The organism is Paenibacillus xylanexedens (assembly GCF_001908275.1).
GTDB classification, from domain to species: Bacteria; Bacillota; Bacilli; order Paenibacillales; family Paenibacillaceae; genus Paenibacillus; species Paenibacillus xylanexedens_A.
The window spans coordinates 3,137,975-3,157,404 of sequence record NZ_CP018620.1 but is presented as its reverse complement, the minus strand read 5'-3'; the positions used below and the strand labels follow the sequence as shown (position 1 = coordinate 3,157,404).

Annotated in this window: 19 protein-coding genes and 1 other RNA gene; 9 read left to right on the top strand and 11 right to left on the bottom strand. The window is 45.3% G+C overall.

Features of this window, described 5'->3' with window-relative positions:
• Positions 1–419 precede the first annotated feature (419 nt).
• A complete protein-coding gene (gene cimA, locus BS614_RS14175; RefSeq protein WP_074094457.1) occupies positions 420–2,039 on the top strand; it encodes a citramalate synthase in 1,620 nt (539 codons plus the stop codon).
• A gap of 82 nt (positions 2,040–2,121) precedes the next feature.
• Here the strand turns inward: cimA and BS614_RS14170 are convergent, their stop codons facing one another.
• Positions 2,122–2,673, bottom strand: a complete 552-nt coding sequence (locus BS614_RS14170) for a TlpA family protein disulfide reductase (protein WP_074094456.1) — start codon at positions 2,671–2,673, stop codon at positions 2,122–2,124.
• Positions 2,674–2,900: 227 nt separating this feature from the next.
• Between BS614_RS14170 and BS614_RS14165 the strand changes: the two genes are divergently transcribed.
• Positions 2,901–3,392 carry a M67 family metallopeptidase gene (locus BS614_RS14165; RefSeq protein ID WP_074094455.1) on the top strand — a complete coding sequence of 164 codons (492 nt, stop codon included), beginning with the start codon at positions 2,901–2,903 and terminating at the stop codon, positions 3,390–3,392.
• On the opposite strand, the gene BS614_RS14160 is transcribed toward BS614_RS14165, so the two are convergent.
• Genes BS614_RS14160 through BS614_RS14150 form a run of 3 tightly spaced genes read right to left on the bottom strand, consistent with a single transcriptional unit; the run spans position 3,378 to position 6,639 of the window.
• Positions 3,378–4,115, bottom strand: a complete 738-nt coding sequence (locus BS614_RS14160; protein WP_074094454.1) for an exonuclease domain-containing protein — start codon at positions 4,113–4,115, stop codon at positions 3,378–3,380. The two genes, BS614_RS14165 and BS614_RS14160, sit on opposite strands and share 15 nt — an antisense overlap.
• Positions 4,112–5,197, bottom strand: a complete 1,086-nt coding sequence (locus tag BS614_RS14155) for a DUF294 nucleotidyltransferase-like domain-containing protein (RefSeq protein ID WP_074094453.1) — start codon at positions 5,195–5,197, stop codon at positions 4,112–4,114. The genes BS614_RS14160 and BS614_RS14155 overlap by 4 nt, the downstream gene beginning before the upstream one ends.
• Before the next feature lie 41 nt (positions 5,198–5,238).
• The gene (locus BS614_RS14150; RefSeq protein WP_074094452.1) at positions 5,239–6,639 is read right to left on the bottom strand and encodes an ammonium transporter; all 1,401 of its coding nucleotides are present in this window, start codon (positions 6,637–6,639) and stop codon (positions 5,239–5,241) included.
• A 352-nt stretch (positions 6,640–6,991) separates the two neighbouring features.
• Here BS614_RS14150 and BS614_RS14145 point away from each other — a divergent pair, with 352 nt between their 5' ends.
• Entirely contained in the window at positions 6,992–7,420 is a 429-nt protein-coding gene (locus BS614_RS14145; protein WP_017689377.1) for a MerR family transcriptional regulator, read from the top strand.
• 28 nt (positions 7,421–7,448) lie between these two features.
• On the top strand, positions 7,449–8,129 hold the full coding sequence (locus tag BS614_RS14140) for a zinc metallopeptidase (protein WP_036609646.1): 681 nt from the start codon (positions 7,449–7,451) through the stop codon (positions 8,127–8,129).
• Between the two features lie 37 nt (positions 8,130–8,166).
• Here BS614_RS14140 and gltC read toward each other — a convergent pair whose 3' ends face one another.
• Both gltC and BS614_RS14130 read right to left on the bottom strand, forming a co-directional pair.
• The gene (gene gltC, locus BS614_RS14135) at positions 8,167–9,078 is read right to left on the bottom strand and encodes a glutamate biosynthesis transcriptional regulator GltC (RefSeq protein ID WP_036609648.1); all 912 of its coding nucleotides are present in this window, start codon (positions 9,076–9,078) and stop codon (positions 8,167–8,169) included.
• A 69-nt stretch (positions 9,079–9,147) separates the two neighbouring features.
• A complete protein-coding gene (locus BS614_RS14130; protein ID WP_036609651.1) occupies positions 9,148–9,774 on the bottom strand; it encodes a rhomboid family intramembrane serine protease in 627 nt (208 codons plus the stop codon).
• 148 nt (positions 9,775–9,922) lie between these two features.
• Here BS614_RS14130 and tpx point away from each other — a divergent pair, with 148 nt between their 5' ends.
• Positions 9,923–10,441 carry a thiol peroxidase gene (gene tpx / locus BS614_RS14125; protein ID WP_036609653.1) on the top strand — a complete coding sequence of 173 codons (519 nt, stop codon included), beginning with the start codon at positions 9,923–9,925 and terminating at the stop codon, positions 10,439–10,441.
• Positions 10,442–10,513: 72 nt separating this feature from the next.
• Here tpx and BS614_RS14120 read toward each other — a convergent pair whose 3' ends face one another.
• The 4 genes from BS614_RS14120 to cshA all read right to left on the bottom strand — a co-directional run bounded on the left by BS614_RS14120 (position 10,514) and on the right by cshA (position 13,958).
• A complete protein-coding gene (locus tag BS614_RS14120; RefSeq protein WP_017689382.1) occupies positions 10,514–10,906 on the bottom strand; it encodes a DUF1499 domain-containing protein in 393 nt (130 codons plus the stop codon).
• Between the two features lie 182 nt (positions 10,907–11,088).
• Positions 11,089–11,280, bottom strand: a non-coding RNA gene (gene ssrS / locus BS614_RS14115) — 6S RNA.
• Between the two features lie 51 nt (positions 11,281–11,331).
• Positions 11,332–12,144 (bottom strand): YesL family protein, encoded by an 813-nt coding sequence (locus BS614_RS14110; RefSeq protein ID WP_074094451.1) that lies wholly within the window; start codon positions 12,142–12,144, stop codon positions 11,332–11,334.
• Between the two features lie 218 nt (positions 12,145–12,362).
• Positions 12,363–13,958, bottom strand: a complete 1,596-nt coding sequence (gene cshA, locus BS614_RS14105; protein ID WP_047842381.1) for a degradosome RNA helicase CshA — start codon at positions 13,956–13,958, stop codon at positions 12,363–12,365.
• A 305-nt stretch (positions 13,959–14,263) separates the two neighbouring features.
• Between cshA and BS614_RS14100 the strand changes: the two genes are divergently transcribed.
• The 4 genes from BS614_RS14100 to BS614_RS14085 all read left to right on the top strand — a co-directional run bounded on the left by BS614_RS14100 (position 14,264) and on the right by BS614_RS14085 (position 18,352).
• Positions 14,264–15,085, top strand: coding sequence for a YitT family protein (locus tag BS614_RS14100; protein ID WP_036609659.1), 822 nt, complete (start codon positions 14,264–14,266; stop codon positions 15,083–15,085).
• Between the two features lie 174 nt (positions 15,086–15,259).
• Positions 15,260–15,448: a hypothetical protein gene (locus BS614_RS14095; protein WP_029880762.1), complete on the top strand. Its 189-nt coding sequence runs from the start codon at positions 15,260–15,262 to the stop codon at positions 15,446–15,448.
• Positions 15,449–15,611: 163 nt separating this feature from the next.
• Positions 15,612–16,793, top strand: a complete 1,182-nt coding sequence (locus BS614_RS14090; protein ID WP_036670137.1) for a putative glycoside hydrolase — start codon at positions 15,612–15,614, stop codon at positions 16,791–16,793.
• A gap of 206 nt (positions 16,794–16,999) precedes the next feature.
• A complete protein-coding gene (locus tag BS614_RS14085; RefSeq protein ID WP_074096839.1) occupies positions 17,000–18,352 on the top strand; it encodes an MATE family efflux transporter in 1,353 nt (450 codons plus the stop codon).
• 83 nt (positions 18,353–18,435) lie between these two features.
• Here BS614_RS14085 and pfkA read toward each other — a convergent pair whose 3' ends face one another.
• Entirely contained in the window at positions 18,436–19,407 is a 972-nt protein-coding gene (gene pfkA / locus BS614_RS14080) for a 6-phosphofructokinase (protein WP_036609663.1), read from the bottom strand.
• Positions 19,408–19,430 lie beyond the last annotated feature (23 nt).

Genomic DNA, 19,430 nt, shown 5'->3' with positions numbered 1-19,430 from the left:
CTGATCAGAGACCGAATAATTAACCATCCAACACTCACAAAAAATATCAAAGTGATCAGAGCAATAATCGTATTTTCCCATACAAAACTCAAAGCTAACCCTCCTTTTCTTCCATATATTCCAATTAAAACTCAATAATAGATTATAACATACATCCGGATTATGATTAACATCCTTCTTTTTTCTCTAAAATCCGTTAATTGTTACATGAAACTGCGATTTCTATGTAGCATTTGGCTATAATGGTGCTATAATAATTAATTATACAAATTGACGACTTTAGGACAAATCAGCGCATGGAGTTTAACACAGTGTAGCGTTGCCGAATCGAAGGATTCGTCCACTAACGTACTTAACAGCTTTTCCCAACTTACAATCCAAACTTTTAAAAGAGCGCTTTATCTCAAAGGAGGATCTTCATGTCAAAGGCCATTTCCATCTTCGATACGACTTTACGTGACGGCACACAAGGGGAGGGTGTCAGCTTATCGGCAGACGACAAACTCAAAATTGCCAAAAAGCTTGATGACCTGGGTGTCCATTATATTGAAGGCGGAATTCCCGGCAGCAATACCAAGGACATTGAGTTTTTCAAAAGAGTCAAGGAATTAAACCTGAACGCAAAGGTTGTTGCTTTTGGCAGTACCCGTCGAAAAGGCAGTGTTGCTAGTGAAGACGCCAACCTGAAGCGCATGATCGAATCTGGTGCTCAGGCTGCAACCCTGGTCGGTAAATCATGGGACTTCCATGTGCACACCGCTTTGCAGACTACATTGGAAGAAAACTTGTCCATGATCTATGATTCCATCGCCTATCTGAAGCAGAATGGTATGGAAGTAATCTTTGATGCAGAACACTTCTTTGACGGATTCAAACATAACCCGGAGTATGCTCAAGCGGTCTTGACCAAGGCTCACGAGGCTGGCGCGGACTGGCTCGTCATGTGTGATACCAATGGCGGGACGATGCCAAACGAGGTACACGAGATCGTATCCACACTGCATAGAAGCCTGCCTCACGCCCATCTCGGCATCCATACACATAATGATTGTGAACTGGCCGTGGCCAACACACTCAGCGCTGTACAAGCCGGAGCCCGTCAGGTTCAAGGAACGATGAACGGTTATGGGGAGCGTTGCGGTAACGCCAATCTCGCATCCATTATCCCGAACCTGCAACTGAAACTTGGTTATGAATGTGTTACTGAGGATTCCATGAGACAACTTACAAACGTGGCTCGTTATGTTAGTGAGATTGCCAATGTGAATATGCCGATTAATCAGCCTTATGTCGGCAATGCTGCTTTTGCTCACAAAGGTGGAATTCACGTCTCTGCCATCCTGCGGGATTCACGTACCTATGAACACATCGTGCCTGAACTGGTTGGTAACAAACAACGTGTGCTGGTCTCTGAACTTGCCGGACAAAGTAACATTGTATCCAAAGCACAGGAACTGGGGCTTGAGTTCGATCCAAGCAGTGCCAATTCACGTCAGATTATTGAGAAGATCAAAGACCTGGAACATCAGGGTTACCAGTTCGAAGGTGCAGATGCTTCGCTTGAATTGTTAATTCGTGAAGCGAACGGTGACATGAAAGAATTGTTCACGTTTGAATCATTCAAAATGCTTGTGGAGAAAACGGCGGGCAAATCCGTTGTTTCTGAAGCTTTTGTCAAAGTGAATATCGCTGGAACAAGCGCTTATACCGCTGCTGAGGGCAATGGTCCGGTTAACGCACTCGATAACGCCCTTCGGAAAGCGCTGGTGCAATACTTCCCTTCACTTGCCAACATGCATCTGTCGGACTACAAAGTGCGTGTTCTGGATGAGAAGGATGCCACAGCTGCTAAAGTTCGTGTATTGATTGAATCCAAAAATACGGAAAACACATGGAACACTGTTGGTGTATCCGAGAACGTAATTGAAGCAAGTTGGGAAGCGCTCGTTCACAGTTTCCGCTATGCTTTGCTTCAAGAAAAATTACAGGATGAGCCGGGCATACTCCCTATTCCTGCTCATGGGATAAGCAACCACTAATAACGCTTATTTCCCGGAAAATAAAAAGGAAGCCTCTGTATCCATGATTCATGGATGCAAAGGCTTCTTTCTTTGCAGAAAATTAATTGGCAATTAACTTTTCAATCTTACGTTCCAACTCTTTCTCGGGTAATATGCCCAGAACAATCTCCTGGATAACTCCTCTGGAGTCAATCAGAACATTCGTTGGAAAAGCAACCCCATTGTATTGAGCATACACAGTCCCCTTCTCATCCAAGGGAATAGGGAACGTCAGTTGGTACTCATCCACAAAAACTTTGGCATCTTTGAGTTTATCGTATGACGTTACATTAACCCCATACATGTCAAGCTTATCCTTGTATTTCGCAGCCATTCTGTTCAGCTCCGGAGCTTCCTGCTTACACGGCTCACACCAGGATGCCCAGAAACTGACAAATGTGGCCTTATCTTTGGCACCGCCCACACTGTACGTCTTTCCATCCATTGCTGTCAGAGAAAAAGCAGGTGCCAGAAGACCCGCACGTGGTCCCGTCTCTGTAGGCATCGGTTCTTCCTGCTTAAAGACGGCTGCAATGCCGTCTCCCGCATTCTGGGCCAGTGCAATACCAACCAGCAAGACAACACCAAGGAGTATGTATATGTTTCGTTTCATAACCCGCCACCCTTTTATATAATTAGCATATTTGAAACTGAAACCGTAATTTCTGCACATGCTAAGTGTTTATCACGCTCTATGACAGTTCACCAGAACATGATTCCCAAATGTTCTCTTTATTATTGTACCCTTTTCCTTTAAAATTTTACAATCCGCATCACAGAAAATAAAATGAAAAAGAACTCCTGCCATAGCAGGAGCCAAAGAGAGAGGGGTGAATACAAATGGCAGCACTTCACGGGCAGCAAAACGCCTTCTACATCCCCTCTTCCGTAGAACAAGAGATGTCAAAGCACATGTTCCTTTCGCTGCCGCAAGAAGCCTGCGGGGTTATGCTGGGTGAAACCGCAGCGGGCGGTATACGAATCAGTCGGTTTCAGCCCATTCGTAACGTAGCACCTGACCCGCTGCACCATTTTACTCTGGACGATGCCGAATGGATTCGGTGCGTATTCTCCGAGCCTAAGCTCATTGGTATCTTCCATTCTCATCCCCAGACCAAGCCTGTTCCTTCCTTAGAGGACTTGCAAGCTCTTCCGGCCTTCGCCGGTTTGCTTCAGATGTACCTCATCGGCTCACCCGACCTTACAAGCGGGTCGCGATCTCATATGCATCTGAACGGTTATCTGATTGAATCTTCGAAGGAATCGCAGGATCCGGCACAACACGTTGTGCCTTCATACAATCTGCTTCCCGTTCCGTTATGCGTGACTTAGCTGGGTATACAAATCACCCAAGGTCTCCACATTTCTACGCACCATGTCCTCCAGATAACAGGACCATAACTGTGCAGTCATTTTTGAATCTTCCAGTGCATGATGACGTCCATAGATCGGAATCCCTCTGGATTCCAGCAATTCATCCAGACCATATCCCGGCCTGCTCGGTTCAAGCCAGCGGGCCAACATCATCGTATCGATTAAACGATGTGTCAGCCTTACCTTTGAAGTCCGCCACAGAGCTGCATTCAGAAAAGCTCGATCATGCGCACTTGCGTGTGCAATCAGAACATTTCCACCTACAAAAGACATGAAATCATGCAGCCCTTCCAGCAAAGTCGGTGCGTCAAGCGTCATCTCCTGTGTAATACCTGTAAGTTCAGTAATATGTTCCGGAACCGCAGTCTTGGACTGCACCACCGTATAGAACTGTTCTCCTTCCAGTACCACACCACCATGTATACGGACCGCACCAAATGAGATAATCTCATCCCCATGCTGGGGCGAAAAACCCGTCGTTTCCAGATCAAATACAACTGCGTCCAGCTCATTTAGAGGTGTATGCAGAACCTCAGGTCTGCGCTGTTCTCTCATCATCGAACGGATAAACGCCATGTGTTGCGCCGTAGGGGCTCCCATTATGGAAGCGATGGCGGAAGGAACCCCTCCATGACGCAGCGAATTCCAGAATCCTGTATTGCCCCTTGCCGGCTCTCTCATGGACGTCTCCTTTCTGCAAAACGCAACTGTCTTTGCAAAGCACGATGCACTCGTCGTACCAACCCGAGCGTATCCCTGAGCTCATAATGAATTTGCTTTTGTTTCATCTGTTTCTCATCCAGGAACCCACTGCTATGTTGCAAATCCCCTTGGATGACAACCGGTGTACTTCTGCGAAATTTCAAAGCAGCTAAGAAGGCCCGCTGGCATGCATCCAGTAATGTAAATGGAACAGCTTCAAGTGAAGTCAGTCTCTCCATTCTTTTTAACGTAGATGACTCCTTGATCCCATGTTGCAAAGCCAAATAACGGGCACTGTTCACCAGTGGAATGTACAAACCATACTTGACATCAAATCCACCTGCATGTTCACCAAATCGTTCTGTGACCACACGTCCAAGTACATTTAATGTAGCTTTATGTTTAACCGTATTGCGAAGAACAGCATCCGAAAGTTCAGGAACCAGTCTGAACTGTTCATAAAAACTCGTGATCCATTCCTCTGCCAGACTTTGCTCACCTGCAACAAAACGCATGTCTGAAGCAATAATCAGATTACGAACGGGCTCCCAATTCAGATCCGAGCTCCAATCTGCTAATTGTTGCTTCCATGACGCCAGCGTTTTTCTCCAGAGTGGCTCAGAGCACATGACTTTGCCTTCGCACTTGGCGTAACCAAGCTCTTCCAACATATCCGTCATTCGCTGTCCGAGCTGAGCAAAATATTCCTCTTTACCTTCGTGCGGGGTATCGCTAATGATCATGCCATTATCCTGATCACTCCATAATGTTGCTTCTTCCCTGCCGGAACTGCCAAATACGATAAAGGCATAGGGGACGGGAGGTTGGCCGAAGCCTTCCTCAACCATCCCCTGAATGCATAACTCTACTGCTTTCCGTGCAATCCGGTCATGCAGTTCATTTACCGTTTGGTACCACTCGATCGGCGACAAGGAAGCGGACAACAATTCCTGGAGCTCGTTCTGTAATATCACACGTGCCTGGCGCAGTTCTTGAGAAGACACCGCACCATCGATTCCCTGATAAGACCAGGAATAGTTTGCATACGAGATGGGTTCCATCATGTCCAGCCTCCTTGAAGCATGATTCAGCATCATTCACCTCAGGAGCTGAACGTACCACCATTGGATTTAGAATCTACATTTTTCATTTGTTCAGGGTATCCGTAAGTACCGTGCTCACTGATATCCAGACCCATTGTTTCTTCTTCTTCAGTAACACGGATGCCCATGATTGCTTTCATTCCGCCCAGAATAATGAAGGACATGACCAGTACGAAGGCAAAAGCACCTGCCAGACCGAGAAGCTGTACGCCCAATTGGTGGAATCCACCGCCATAGAACAGACCCGCTTGACCTACACCAGCATTCTCGGCAAGTTCAGGAGTAGCGAACAAACCTGTGGAGATCGCACCCCACATACCAGCAATACCATGCACGGAGAAAGCGTAGATTGGATCGTCAATTCCTTTACGATCGAAGTACTGTGCTGTGAAGAATGTGATGATACCCGCCAGAGCACCGATAACCAGCGCTGCCCAAGGTTCAACGAATGCACATGCTCCTGTAATTGCAACGAGTGCCGCAAGCACACCGTTTAACATGCTAGGAATATCTGACTTACCAAGTACTGCCCATGAGATCAACAGTGCAGCAACACCACCGGCTGCAGCAGCTACGTTAGTAGTTAATGCAACATAACCGAAGAATCCATCCCCCATGGCAGATAATGTACTACCTGGGTTGAATCCGAACCAACCGATCCAGAGGATAATAACCCCGAGTACGGAATACACTTGGTTGTGACCTGGAATGATGTTAGGTTTGCCGTCTTTGTTATATTTACCAATACGTGGTTTCAACAAGATGGTCGCTACCAATGCTGCAGTCGCACCAGTCAAGTGAACAACCGTCGATCCTGCAAAGTCTTGCATACCCAGCTCAGCCAACCAGCCGCCGCCCCATACCCAGTGAGCAACAACCGGATACATGATAATGGTATAAAGAGTACCGAAAACAATATATACGCTCATCTTTGCACGTTCAGCCATACCACCGCAGGCAATGGCCAGAGATACCGCCGCAAAGGCGAGGTGGAATACGAATTTAATAGTCAGTGGAACATCGGAGAAAGCCAGTGATTCGAAGGAAGCAGCCATCTTGTCACCACTCAGGAAGAATCCTGTTGTTCCAAAGAAGCTGTTACCATTACCGAAACCAAGACCGAAACCCAAAGCCCAGAAGGCAATAACTGAAATTCCCAATGTCAGGATGGTCTTACCCGCAATGTGTCCTGCATTCTTCATTCGTGTTGAACCCGCTTCGAGTAAAGCAAATCCCCCTTGCATCAAGAACACCAGTACAACAGCCAGAAACGTAAAGGCTGAGTTCAAACCACTTTGAAGTTCAATGTTAGTCGGACCCTCCGCAGCCGCAAATGCGCTGACCGGAAAAGCGAACAAAGTAAGCATTACTAACACGGAAACCAACCATTTCTTTCTCATATACCCCACTCCCTCTTATGTTAAGTTTCTTCACATAACGTGAAACTCTTAATGTCATTATAAGCAGAAGAGAGGAAAGTTGACAAGAGTATTTTCATCAAAACTGAAAATTATTTCTGGGAATAAAGTCATACGTCTTTTTCTTGCACTTAAGTACATAATCACATTCTATGAGTACATAGATATAGAAATGCAGTATGCTGGTTGTCAAAGCATAACGTTTGACTGTACGGTTAAAGATCATGTATCATACTTATTAGTAAGAAAAATTGGGCGTAGTCTAGAAATTCACAAATGGAAACTACAATTCCCTACATTTGAACTTGCAAGCGAGGTGAATATCATTGGGGATATGAAACTTTTTCGGATTGGCGAACTTGCCAAGACCGCTGGTGTTAGTGAACGGACGATTGATTATTACACAAAGCTTGGACTAATCGCTCCCGAAGAACGTACACAAAAAAATTATCGTCTCTATAGTAATGAAACTTTAACGAGGCTTGAACGTATTGTACAGATGAAACAAGAGAAGTATAGTCTCGACGAGATTAAACAATCTCTTGAGAAGTGGCGTCTGGTTAGTACAGAAGAACAAGTTGCCAGCAAACTGACAACATTGGAGCTTCATGTACAACAACTTGAGCGAGAGGTTAACGAACTCAAACCGCTACTTGGAGAGATGAAACCTGTACAAGCACGTAAAATGATGGCAGGACTCCTCACCAAAAGTGCCGGTACAATGGAGGCACTAAAAATCTTGCTTGAGAACACCATGATGTAGCTTATTCTTAGAAAGCGGAGGAATGAATATGAGTTTTAATAACGGTATGTTCGTATTGATCATTATCGCCTTTTTGCTCTCTTTATGGGCGCAATTTCGCGTTAAAGGTACGTTTAGACGTTGGTCGGAGGTACCGAACCAGAACGGAATGACTGGTTACGATGCCGCTCGCCAGATGCTTGATGCTAACGGGCTGCATGATGTTCCAATTGAACCTGTACGCGGTACACTCTCTGATCACTATGATCCGATTAATCGGGTTGTACGTTTATCAGAACCAGTATATTACGAAAACTCAATCTCAGCTGTTTCGGTAGCGTGTCACGAAGTTGGCCACGCCATTCAGCATAAAGAAAGTTACCCTATGCTGGCACTGCGTCACCGGATCTTCCCAATTGTGAACTTTGCATCCGGATTAGCTCCATTCCTGTTGATTGCAGGATTCATCTTCAATGCCATGAACCTTGTAGGTATCGGTATCATTTTCTTCTCCGTAACTGTAGCATTCCAACTCATCACTTTACCGGTTGAGTTCAATGCAAGTAATCGTGCCAGAGAGATTATGGTATCCGAAGGGTACATCCGTAATGAAGAGGAAAAAGGTGTTGCAAAAGTTCTCAATGCCGCAGCCTTGACTTACGTTGCTGCAGCGTTGATCTCACTGCTTGAATTGATTCGTTACATCGGAATCTTCAACAGCCGCGATTAATTGGATACCTAATACAACAAAAAACAATACCCCACCGTTAATCGGATGGGGTATTGTTTTGTTGTAAACCGAAATAATCAAGCAAGAATGAACGAAAGGACTGAGCAACCAGCGGCAGTTTATCATGCGCACGATGAATTAACCCGATAGTTCGCGTTACTTTTGGATGGGAGATAGCCACATGTGCCGGTTGCAAAGGGTTCGTCTGGAATAACGCCATCTCAGGCAAAAGACTGACCCCCATGCCCGCAGCGACCAATCCGCGGATGGTGTCGGTCTCTTCCCCTTCAAAAGCAATCTTGGGTGTAAAACCAGCTTCCAGACAGGCATGCCACACAATAGGACGAAGAGAATAACCTTTGCTGAATAATACGAACTTATCATCCTTGAGCTGTTCAAGCGCAATTGTCTCTTCACCAGCTAACGGGTGATTGGGAGGAAGGATGGCATGTAATTCTTCCGTGAGTACAATATCGCCATCTACTTGATCATGCTTCTCTGGAAAAGGAGAAATGAATGCCAAGTCTACCTCTCCGGATAACACATCACGAATCAGCGTAGGGAACATCCCCTGCTTAAATCTGAATTTCACGTTGGGGTAGCGCTGACGGAAAGCAGCCACCACGGAAGGAATGAGATGAATCCCCAGGCTATGCGGAAACCCAATTCGAATCTCTCCATGCTCCGGGTCCAGAAACTCATGAACTTCCCCAACTGCCTTGTCCAAATCTTTTAATATACCTTCAATTCGTTTGCAAAAAAGCTGCCCCACTGCAGTCAACTGCAGGTTTCGTCCCTTTTGCATAAAAAGGTCCACGCCCAGTTCTTCTTCCAGCTGATGAATCTGACGACTCACCGCCGACTGTGCCACATGCAACTCTTCAGCAGCCTGTGTTACATGTTCCTTCTGTGCCACTTTCAAAAAGTAATGCAACTGTCTTAATTCCACTCGCCTAATCGCTCCAATCTGTTATACCCTACTTATCCTTGATTGCATTCCATCTGGAGAACGTTCTGACTACCGCTTTAAGCTGCGGGGTTTCCACAATCTGATCAACAGTCCGTAAATAAAGAATCCACCCAACAATCCGCCAAGGTGAGCCATCCAGTTGATGCCTGACATGGCGAAGGAGAATATGATCCCGAACAAAAGTAATGTGTACATTGTTTTGCGCGAAGCCTCGTCCATCATCGTTCGCTGGAACAGCGCTACATACAGGAATGCACCATAGACGGCATAGATCGCTCCTGAAGCACCTACCGAGATGGTAATACTCCCAACCGAGTTGTACCACGCAACAGCAAGAATATTACCCAATACACCGCCACCCAGGTACAATACACCATACCTTACCGACCCGAGCAACCGCTCCATCGGTGGAGCAAATACGATTAACGCAAAGCTGTTAAACAATAAATGACTGAAGCCCGCATGCAGGAACATGGATGTAATGTAACGCCACCATTCATGCGCGAACAATTCATGATTCGTAAGTGCCCCGAATTTCAGCAACACCATATTGTTCGTTGATCCACCGTTCACCGTTAACACAATAAACATGACTACATTGGCAATTAAAAAAAGCGACGTCAAAGGGAAATACTTCAAATAACCTTTCCAGTTCTCATAGCGAATAAATATCATAAATTTCTTCTTTCACTCCACCCTGTTCAGATCGGACTTACATCTCTGATCCATCGTAATGGTACATGTCCGAATTGGACAATGCCTTTCATAAAAGATTATAATGGATTTTGGCACGGATCACCAATTTATAAGGAGGAACATTATTATGACACAAGAACGTACAGGCGCAGCCACATTTAAAGGCAACCCTATTACATTGATCGGACCCGAACTGAAAGTGGGCGATCAAGCACCTGATTTTACACTGAGCAAGAACCTGGTTGAGGATGCTTCCCTGAAAGACTTCGCAGGCAAAATCAAATTAATCAGCGTTGTTCCTTCCCTGGATACTGGCGTATGCGATGCGCAAACTCGTCGTTTCAACGTGGAAGCCGGAGAACTCGGAGACAATGTTGTTGTCTTGACAGTCAGCGTTGACCTTCCGTTTGCTCAGGCTCGTTGGTGTGGAGCAGCTGGTGTTGACCGCGTAGTTACATTGTCAGACTACAAAACACGTTCTTTCGGTGAAGACTACGGCGTTCTGATCAAAGAATTCCAACTCGACATGCGCTCCATTTTTGTTTTGGATGCCGAAGACCGGATTACATATGTGGAGTATTTGCCTGAAATGACAGACTCCCCTAACTTCGAACAAGCGATTGCTGCTGTAAAAGCTTTGCTGTAGAAGTTATCATACGTTCAGAACAAAAGCGAGGAAGGTTAACCTTCACTCGCTTTTTGTTATTTATCATCTATTTCAATCATTTGCTTTATACTTGCTTAGCTTTTTATCCAGTACAGAGAATAAGTTCATAATCGTGCGATAATTGGAACCCAAGTCTCCAAGTGAACCACGTGAAGCTGAATACATATCCACCGCACTGCGAACAGGACTTACTGAGATAATGGAAACTGTAATATCCATCGTCCGTCCAAAGGTAGTCCGCTTCTCCAGAATAACTTCTCCAACAGAAGGCACTTCATGCAGCACTTTATAACCCGGAATCTTTTTGAGTGTCGAAGAGACCTCTTCCCAGGCTCTGTCTTTGGATAAGTTATAATACCGTGTTTTTAATTTGGGATCCTTGGCTCGATCGCTGGTCCCCTCCATGCTGCGGATGATACCGACGAGCGTTCTCTTTAAGGTCAAGACCCTTCCTCCTTTGATTGTAACCGTTCCATTTATGTATCTTAGTGTAACATTGTTCAAGTAGTAACAAAAGGGCAAGCATCATATTTATCATAAAACCAATCAAAAACATTCATCACAACTTAAAAACACCCTGAAATTCCTTTTGTAGAGGAAAAGTCAGGGTGCTGTACATGAAGATTTAGGAACCCGCCTATGCCGTCCGGCTACATTGTCTTATGAACCTGCTTGGCAGGTGGGTGACCGCAAAAATGCTTTTTGAAGTCCCCATGTCGTATAGACAGGGCTTTTCAGCAACATTCTGTGTTGATCTCCCGAAGACATCATCATTGGTTCAAAACAACGAATAACCGAAACGTACATCGCAGGATGTACAATTATTATATCCCTAACTGTGTAAAAAGTAAATGGCGATCCATCATGTTTTATTTTTGCAATGTAATGTTTTTGTCGTCTGATGGCTCAGATGTTTCACCATTCTCTCCTGATTGTTCAGCCAGCGCAGCAGCTTCCTCTTCTTCCTTCTTGAGTTGCATCTTCTCCATCTGCTCCTGCATCTTGTTGAAGGTTGCGTAGAAGTTAAAGAAAGCGAACCAGGCAATGATGCTGATAATGAAGAAAACGAACAAGACCGGATAACGGAAACCGATGTAGAACAGCAATCCACTTCCCAGCAATGTGGAAAATACACGGAATGGTCTGATCAGCGTAAGCAATACCGCGTTTTTGATAATGAGTCCGATCGACATATGATAGTGTACAACCATCGAGAAAAAGTTAAAGAGTGATACAAATAACAAGAGAAGCAGTACTAACATGATGATTCCCACGAGCTGCATATTGCGGAACTGCGTCATGTACACTGTATAATCCAGATACATAATCGCGAACAGCAGTGTGTAAAAAATGCCCCCAATTAAACTTTGCTTGTAGTTTTCCTTGTAACCTACAAAGAAAGTACGGAAGATCGGTACATCCGTATCGCCCATATTCCATTTACGAACAACCGTAAACAGCGCCGAAGTCGCCGGGAACAGTGTAAGCGGTGCCACAATAGCTATAGCCCAGTTCATTTGCAATGATTCGTTTGCGAGGTTCTGCTGCATCACGAGCAGTTTCATAATCAAGAAAAACAAGAACGGAGACGAACAAATAGCCCACAACAGATTGGTTGCGGCCAGTCTCGTAATCCACTCTGTAAGCCGGTAGATCCCACCCATAGCTCCTTTAAATTCCAAACATTTCTCCTCCTCTGCAGCCTTGCGAATTACCTGAAGTCTAATATTAATATACCTTATTATAGATAGGAAAAGCCAGTACTTCCCGAAAAGAGATCGTCATTGTCCTTAGCTAGCGCTTCTGGCCGCTTCTGGCAGTGAAATAAAATGATGCAGTAACTTTGAAAATAAAAAAATGGAGCAGTTGCCCGCTCCATTTTTCAGATCATACGTTTATATTACTCGAAAGAAGAATCTTTCGCTGGACGACGTCCTTCGTTACTGCTTGGACGCGGTTTGCGGTCACGGTTGTAACCACCTTCTCTGCTTCCACCGCCAGTGCTGCTGCCGCTGTTACGATCACGGTTGTAACCGCCACGTCCGCTGCCACTGCTGTTGCGATCGCGGTTGTAACCACCACCACTGCCGCCGCTACCACTTGTACGGTTACCGCTGTAACCCGATGGTTTACGTCCGCCAGAGCGAACATCCGGTTTACGACGTTTTGCACGGATTGGATCTTCAGGAGTCAGATCAACTTGAGCATCTTTCTTGTCACCTGTCAGGAGCTTCAGTGCAGCCGACAACAGTTGAACAGAATCATATTGCTCAAGCATTTGAATCGCAATACCTTTGTATTCGTTCAGTTCGCCCGATTGTACGATTTCCAGCAAGCGCTCTGCTGTCAAACGTTGTTTACCTTCAACCGCTTCTGCCATTGTTGGCAGTGGTTTACGTGGAATACGGTGACGTGTTACACGCTCGATGAAGTGCAAGTGATCAATCTCACGCGGTGTAACGAAGGACCAAGCAGCACCCTCTTTACCCGCACGACCTGTACGACCAATACGGTGAACATAACTCTCCGGATCTTGCGGAAGGTCAAAGTTAACAACGTGAGTTACGCCAGATACGTCGAGACCACGTGCAGCCACGTCTGTTGCAACGAGTACGTCAATGCTGCCGTCACGGAACTTACGCATTACCGCATCACGTTGATTCTGGGACAAGTCACCATGAAGACCGTCTGCAGAATATCCACGTTTTTGCAAAGCTTCAGCCAATTCGTCAACACGACGTTTTGTACGTCCGAATACGATCGCCAGTTCAGGAGATTCCATATCCAACAAACGGCTCAATGCTTCGAATTTTTGACGCTCAGGTACTTCGATATAGGATTGGTCAATCAATGGTGCACTAACATGTTTCGGAATCACAGAAATGTGTTCAGGATTGTTCAAGAATTGTTGTGCCAATTTTTGAATGTTAGGAGGCATTGTTGCTGAGAACAGCATAGTTTGGCGCTCGTCTGGAACTTGTTTCAGGATAGATTGGATATCCTCCATGAAACCCATGTCGAGCATTTCATCTGCTTCATCCAGTACAACAGTTTGTACATCATCTAGTTTGATTGTTTTGCGGTTGATGTGGTCAAGGAGACGTCCAGGTGTACCAATGATGATCTGTGGTTTTCTTTTCAGTGCACGGATTTGACGCACGATATCTTGTCCGCCGTAGATTGGCAGGGAGCGAAGACCTTTAAAGCGAGTGAGTTTTTCGATCTCTTCAGCAACTTGAATTGCAAGTTCACGTGTAGGTGCCATAATAAGGGCGCGGATTTTCTCGTCACTTTTTGAGATTTTGCTGATCAACGGAATACCGAATGCAGCTGTTTTACCCGTACCTGTTTGAGCTTGACCAATCAAATCTCTGCCTTCGAGTGCCAAAGGAATCGCTTTGGATTGGATCGGTGTTGCTTCTTCAAACCCGAGCTCAGTGATGGCTTGCAGCACCAGTGGTTCAAGATTGAAATCTGTAAAGTTTAAATTTGTCAAAATTATTCATGCTCCTTTTATATGGTGGACATGGTGGACAATCCACTTTGTTGTCTGTATTCTTAAGTAGCGTTAATATTTATAGGGTATCCCAACGGGACGAATTATTTTCACTAACGAATATAATTCCATGAATGGGTCCCCAACATAAGACTAAAACTACATACATGTGTTTGAAACATTTCAAAATTTTATTGCTCCATTTAGGAAAAGTTTCCTACTCAAGAATATCCACAAATTATTATATCACAAAACAATTCAAGATTACCAGCAATCTGGTTTTAAATATAAATGAGGTGATTAAATTGCCCAAAATAATTTGGCACTCTTTAGTGATCATTTTGGGTGCTGCAGCTATTGCCTGCGGCTTCAACTGGTTTTTGGTCCCCCATCAGCTTTTAAGCGGCGGGGTGTCCGGTATTTCAATGCTTCTGGGTTATTTTACAACGTTGAATCTTAGTATAATGTATTTTGTTCTTAACATTCCCCTGCTCATTGCAGGTTGGTTTATTCTTGGACGACGCTTCATTACATTAAGTATTCTTTCGGTAGCAGCCACTTCCTGGTTCATTGCGCTTCTGCCTGTTTTTGCTGTGGCTACAGACCCTTTACTTAGTTCTGTATTTGGCGGTGTGCTTATTGGAATGGGTACTGGCGTTTCCTTCCGAGTCGGCGGCTCCACAGGAGGACTCGACATTGTTGGGTCCATTTTCACGCGTAAACGAGACTTTCCGATTGGTACAGTAATGGCCGGTATGAACGGTACGATCATTATGCTTGCAGGATACCTGAGTGACAATTGGAATACAGCCTTGGCCTCGATGGTATCCATCTACATTACAGGTAAAGTGCTTGATCTGATCCATATCAGTCACGTCAAAGTAACACTGTACATTATTACAAACGAAACCGAAGCCATGTTAAAAAAATTACTTGTTCGGCCTCGTGGAGTTACCAAAATTAAGACTCAGGGAGCCTACACGGATATTGAGAAGGACATGCTCATGACCGTTACCACCCGCTACGAGTTGGTTGAAATTAAACGTATTATCAAGGATACAGATCCAAACGCTTTTGTTAACATTGTGGAAACGGTTGGTGTTATGGGTTCATTTCGCAGAAGTTGAGACACCTGTACGGTTAACAATTCACAACATTGTGGTATAATAACGGTGTACGGCTCCTAAATATGTTGTATAGCAGGTTCAACCCTTCAATTTCACAGGCCATATGCTTTCCCGAATCGCGCCGAATGACTTACCATTTTGGAATTCGAGTAGGAAAGGGTGATTATTGTGGATATGGAAACGGTAAAACTGTTTGAGATTGTCAACAGATGGTGCCCGGAAATGCTCCCTTTCTTGAAACCGAATGAACTCGACTCACTGATTGTCCTCCGGGATGGGCTGGGCATCCTGGAACAGGGAGACGCAATGGAAATCATTCAGTACAGTATTTGTGAGCATCAAAATGAGATTTACATTCAATAATTTTTTTCAGATTGATCACGCCGCTTCTTGCAGGGGATTTCCTCAGCAGGAAGCGGTTTTCATTTTTTCCATGTGTTTCATTACTTGATTAATATGGTTAAAAGCCCAGAGGCTTTAATGTATAATTCATACATGGAATGCACACATAAGGGAGTGGAAATGAATGAACATGTTTTGGGCTTTAATGGCTATGGCCTTTGGAAGCTTTGGTGGTGCCCCCGCAGTGGCGGACCAGGGAAATCCTCAATTCCAATCGTTAACCAACAGTTTTAACACCGCAATTATCCAATCTCAAAAAGATCAGGTTGTTATTGATGCCGATAACCCACCTGCCAAAATTGATCCTCAACCTGATGCACCCGTGGTCAAAGGTATCTATGTAACGGCCTACAGTGCCGGCGGTGCACGTATGAAAGAATTGCTGGAACTGACCGACAGTACAGAACTGAATGCCATGGTCATTGATATCAAAGACGATCTCGGATACATAACTTATCCCACAGAAAACAAAGCGCTTCAGAAAATGGGTAAATCCCAACCTTTTATTCGGGATATCGATGCCTTGATGAAACGATTGCAAAAACATGAGGTCTACCCGATTGCACGTGTCGTTGTATTCAAAGATACGATTCTTGCCAAGAAAAATCCGGAGCTCTCCTTCCGTAATAAGGATGGATCTGTCTGGGCAAATGGCAAAGGCGATAGCTTTGTGAATCCGTACAGCAAGGAAGTATGGGACTATAACATTGAGATTGCCAAGGAAGCTGCCAAGCTTGGATTTAAAGAGATTCAATTTGACTACGTTCGTTTCCCGGAAGGTTTCGAAACTCGAGCCGATGTACTGAAATATACCAAATCCGACAAGTCACGAGTCGATGTTGTGGCTGAATTCGTGCAATATGCACGCAAGGAGTTGGCCCCGCTAGGGGTCCGTGTCTCGGTTGATATTTTTGGTTATGCCGCTTCCGTACCTGCGGCTGAAGGCATTGGACAAGATTTTGTTAAAATATCCGAAAATGTGGACGTAATCTCACCGATGGTATACCCTAGTCACTATTCTACTGGCTGGTATGGGGTCAAGGACCCTGACAAAGATCCTTACACAACCATCAAGGGTTCAATGGAAGATACACACAAGAAACTAGACCCTACCAAAGAACTCAAACCCGTCATTCGTCCGTGGATTCAGGACTTCACAGCAAGCTGGCTGGGCAGTGGGCATTATGTCAAGTATGGCAAGAAACAAGTGGAAGACCAGATTAGAGCAATGAAAGACATGGATGTACATGAATATCTGCTCTGGAATGCGTCCAACCGTTATACATCAGGTGTACAATATAAGTAATCCGCACTCTTTCATACTTCTCATTTCATCCAACCTCGTTCTGCATATAGCGGAGCGAGGTTTTTTTGGTGTTCATTTTTCTCTGTACACCCCTACTCTGCTTTCTGTCCCTATTCAAATTGATCAAAATCCACTACAATAAATAGCTGTCCAGATATGACACTTGGATGACATCTCTTTAGAATAGTGAGGCACTGCCAGTGAACATGAACACAACAAGTTTTTCCCAAAAAGTGAAGCAATTCCTGATTATATTTTTGCCCATCTTCACCACTCAAATCGCCCTCTCTGCCATGTCGTTCTTCGACACCAATATGTCAGGCAAGTTTTCCCCGGCCGACCTTGCAGGCGTCGCGATTGGCACAAGTCTGTGGATGCCAGTTCAAACTGGACTAAGCGGGATTTTGATCGGTATTACACCTGTCGTTTCCCATCTGTTAGGTTCCAAACGCAATGATCAGATCGGGTATAACGTCATCCAGGCGTTGTATCTCGGGATTGCAGTCAGTCTCGTCGTGATCGGAGCCGGGGCGTTGTTACTTGGCCCTATACTGAACGGAATGCCTCTGGAACCCCGAGTTGCCCAAGTTGCCTTCTATTTTTTGTGCGCACTTGCTTTTGGCATTATCCCGCTCTTCGGATATACGGTGCTGCGCAGCTTCATGGATGCACTTGGCCAGACACGGACTACGATGTTCATTACGTTGGTTTCCCTGCCCGTTAACATCTTTCTAAATTATCTGCTAATATTCGGTCGCTGGGGTTTTCCACAATTGGGCGGTGTTGGTGCTGGTGTTGCTACAGCATGTACATACTGGCTGATCTTTCTTATTAGTCTCTTTTTTGTCCATCGGGTCGAACCTTTCGCCCAGTATGGCATTTTCCGTGAATGGACCCGTGTATCATTGTCAAAATGGAAAGAGTTACTTAAGATTGGAGTGCCCATCGGATTTGCGACTTTTTTCGAAACGTCCATCTTCGCTGCTGTGACTTTAATGATGAGCCGTTTCGATACCACAACAATTGCTGCCCATCAAGCGGCGCTGAATTTCGCTTCTACGCTCTACATGCTGCCTGTGAGCATATGTATGGCTCTTACGATCCTTGTGGGCTATGAGGCAGGTGCGGGGCGTCTGAGAGATGCCAGACAATACAGTCTGCTTGGAATTGGTGGAGCCATCGGACTCTCACTGCTGACAGCGATCGTGTTGATTGTGTTCGGCGAACAGATTGCAGGCGTGTATTCAAACGATCGGGAGGTCATTGCACTTACGCAGCATTTCCTTATCTACGCCATTTTCTTTCAGATCTCGGATGCGATTGCTACACCGACCCAAGGAGCATTACGTGGCTACAAAGATGTTAATCCGGCATTGATCATTACGTTTGTAGCGTATTGGATCATTGGTCTGCCTGTAGGTTACCTAACAGCTACGTATACTTCACTCGGCGCCTTTGGATACTGGATCGGGCTTATTGCCGGCCTTGCCGTAGGAGCAACAGCGCTTCTCTGGAGACTCTTCCTAGTACAAAAACAAGCCGCACTCCGCAAGGCGTAACATTGATATACTCACTCCGTGAAACAACAAAAAGAGCACAATCCACGTTAAAGCGGGATTGTGCTCTTTGCGTAAGAATCGAATTATTGGGACAAACGTTGTGCAAGCTCGTAAGTCACCATATCGAAATCTTTTTTTGTGTTAACCACTTTATCAATATCCGTCAAGGTAAGTTCACCCTTGATAATGCCACAACCTTTGTCTGTCTCGCCTGCAATCAGACTGCGAACAGCGAAGTCTCCAAGACGGCTTGCCAGGTTACGGTCGAATGGAGTTGGCGTACCCCCACGCTGAATGTGACCCAGAACGGTTACACGCGGCTCATATGTCGGGCAACGTTCCATCAGTTCTTTTGCTACATCTTCACCCTTGCCCACGCCTTCAGCAACGATAATAATACTGTGACGTTTGCCATGTGCAAAGTTAGCTTTCATCCGATCAGCCACTTCGTCCATGTCAAACGGAACTTCTGGGACAAGAATCGTCTCAGCACCCGAAGCAAGTCCGGCATGCAGAGCGATATCTCCACAGTGACGACCCATAACTTCAACGATGGAAGAACGTTCGTGTGAAGACATCGTATCACGTAATTTGTTTACTGCATCAACTACTATGCTTACCGCTGTATCAAATCCGATGGTATAGTCGGTGAATGAAACATCGTTATCAATCGTTCCTGGCAGCCCCATGGTGTTAATGCCCAGCTTGCTCAGTTTATTCGCTCCGTTGTAGGAACCATCCCCACCGATTACAACCAGACCGTCAATGCCACGGGCACGCAGAATGTCCGCACCTTTTTGCTGGCCTTCAGCGGTATAGAACTCCTTGCAACGTGCCGATTGAAGAACCGTTCCCCCACGTTGGATGATATCCCCTACACTCCGCAAATCCATTGGGAAAATGTCATTATTCAAAAGACCCTGGTATCCACGTTGAACTCCAAATACTTCGAGACCGTGAAACAGTCCGCTGCGAACAACCGCACGAACAGCCGCGTTCATCCCCTGTGAATCACCACCGCTCGTTAATACTGCGATTTTCTTTACTGCTGTCATGATGTTTCTTCCTCCTCTAGTTT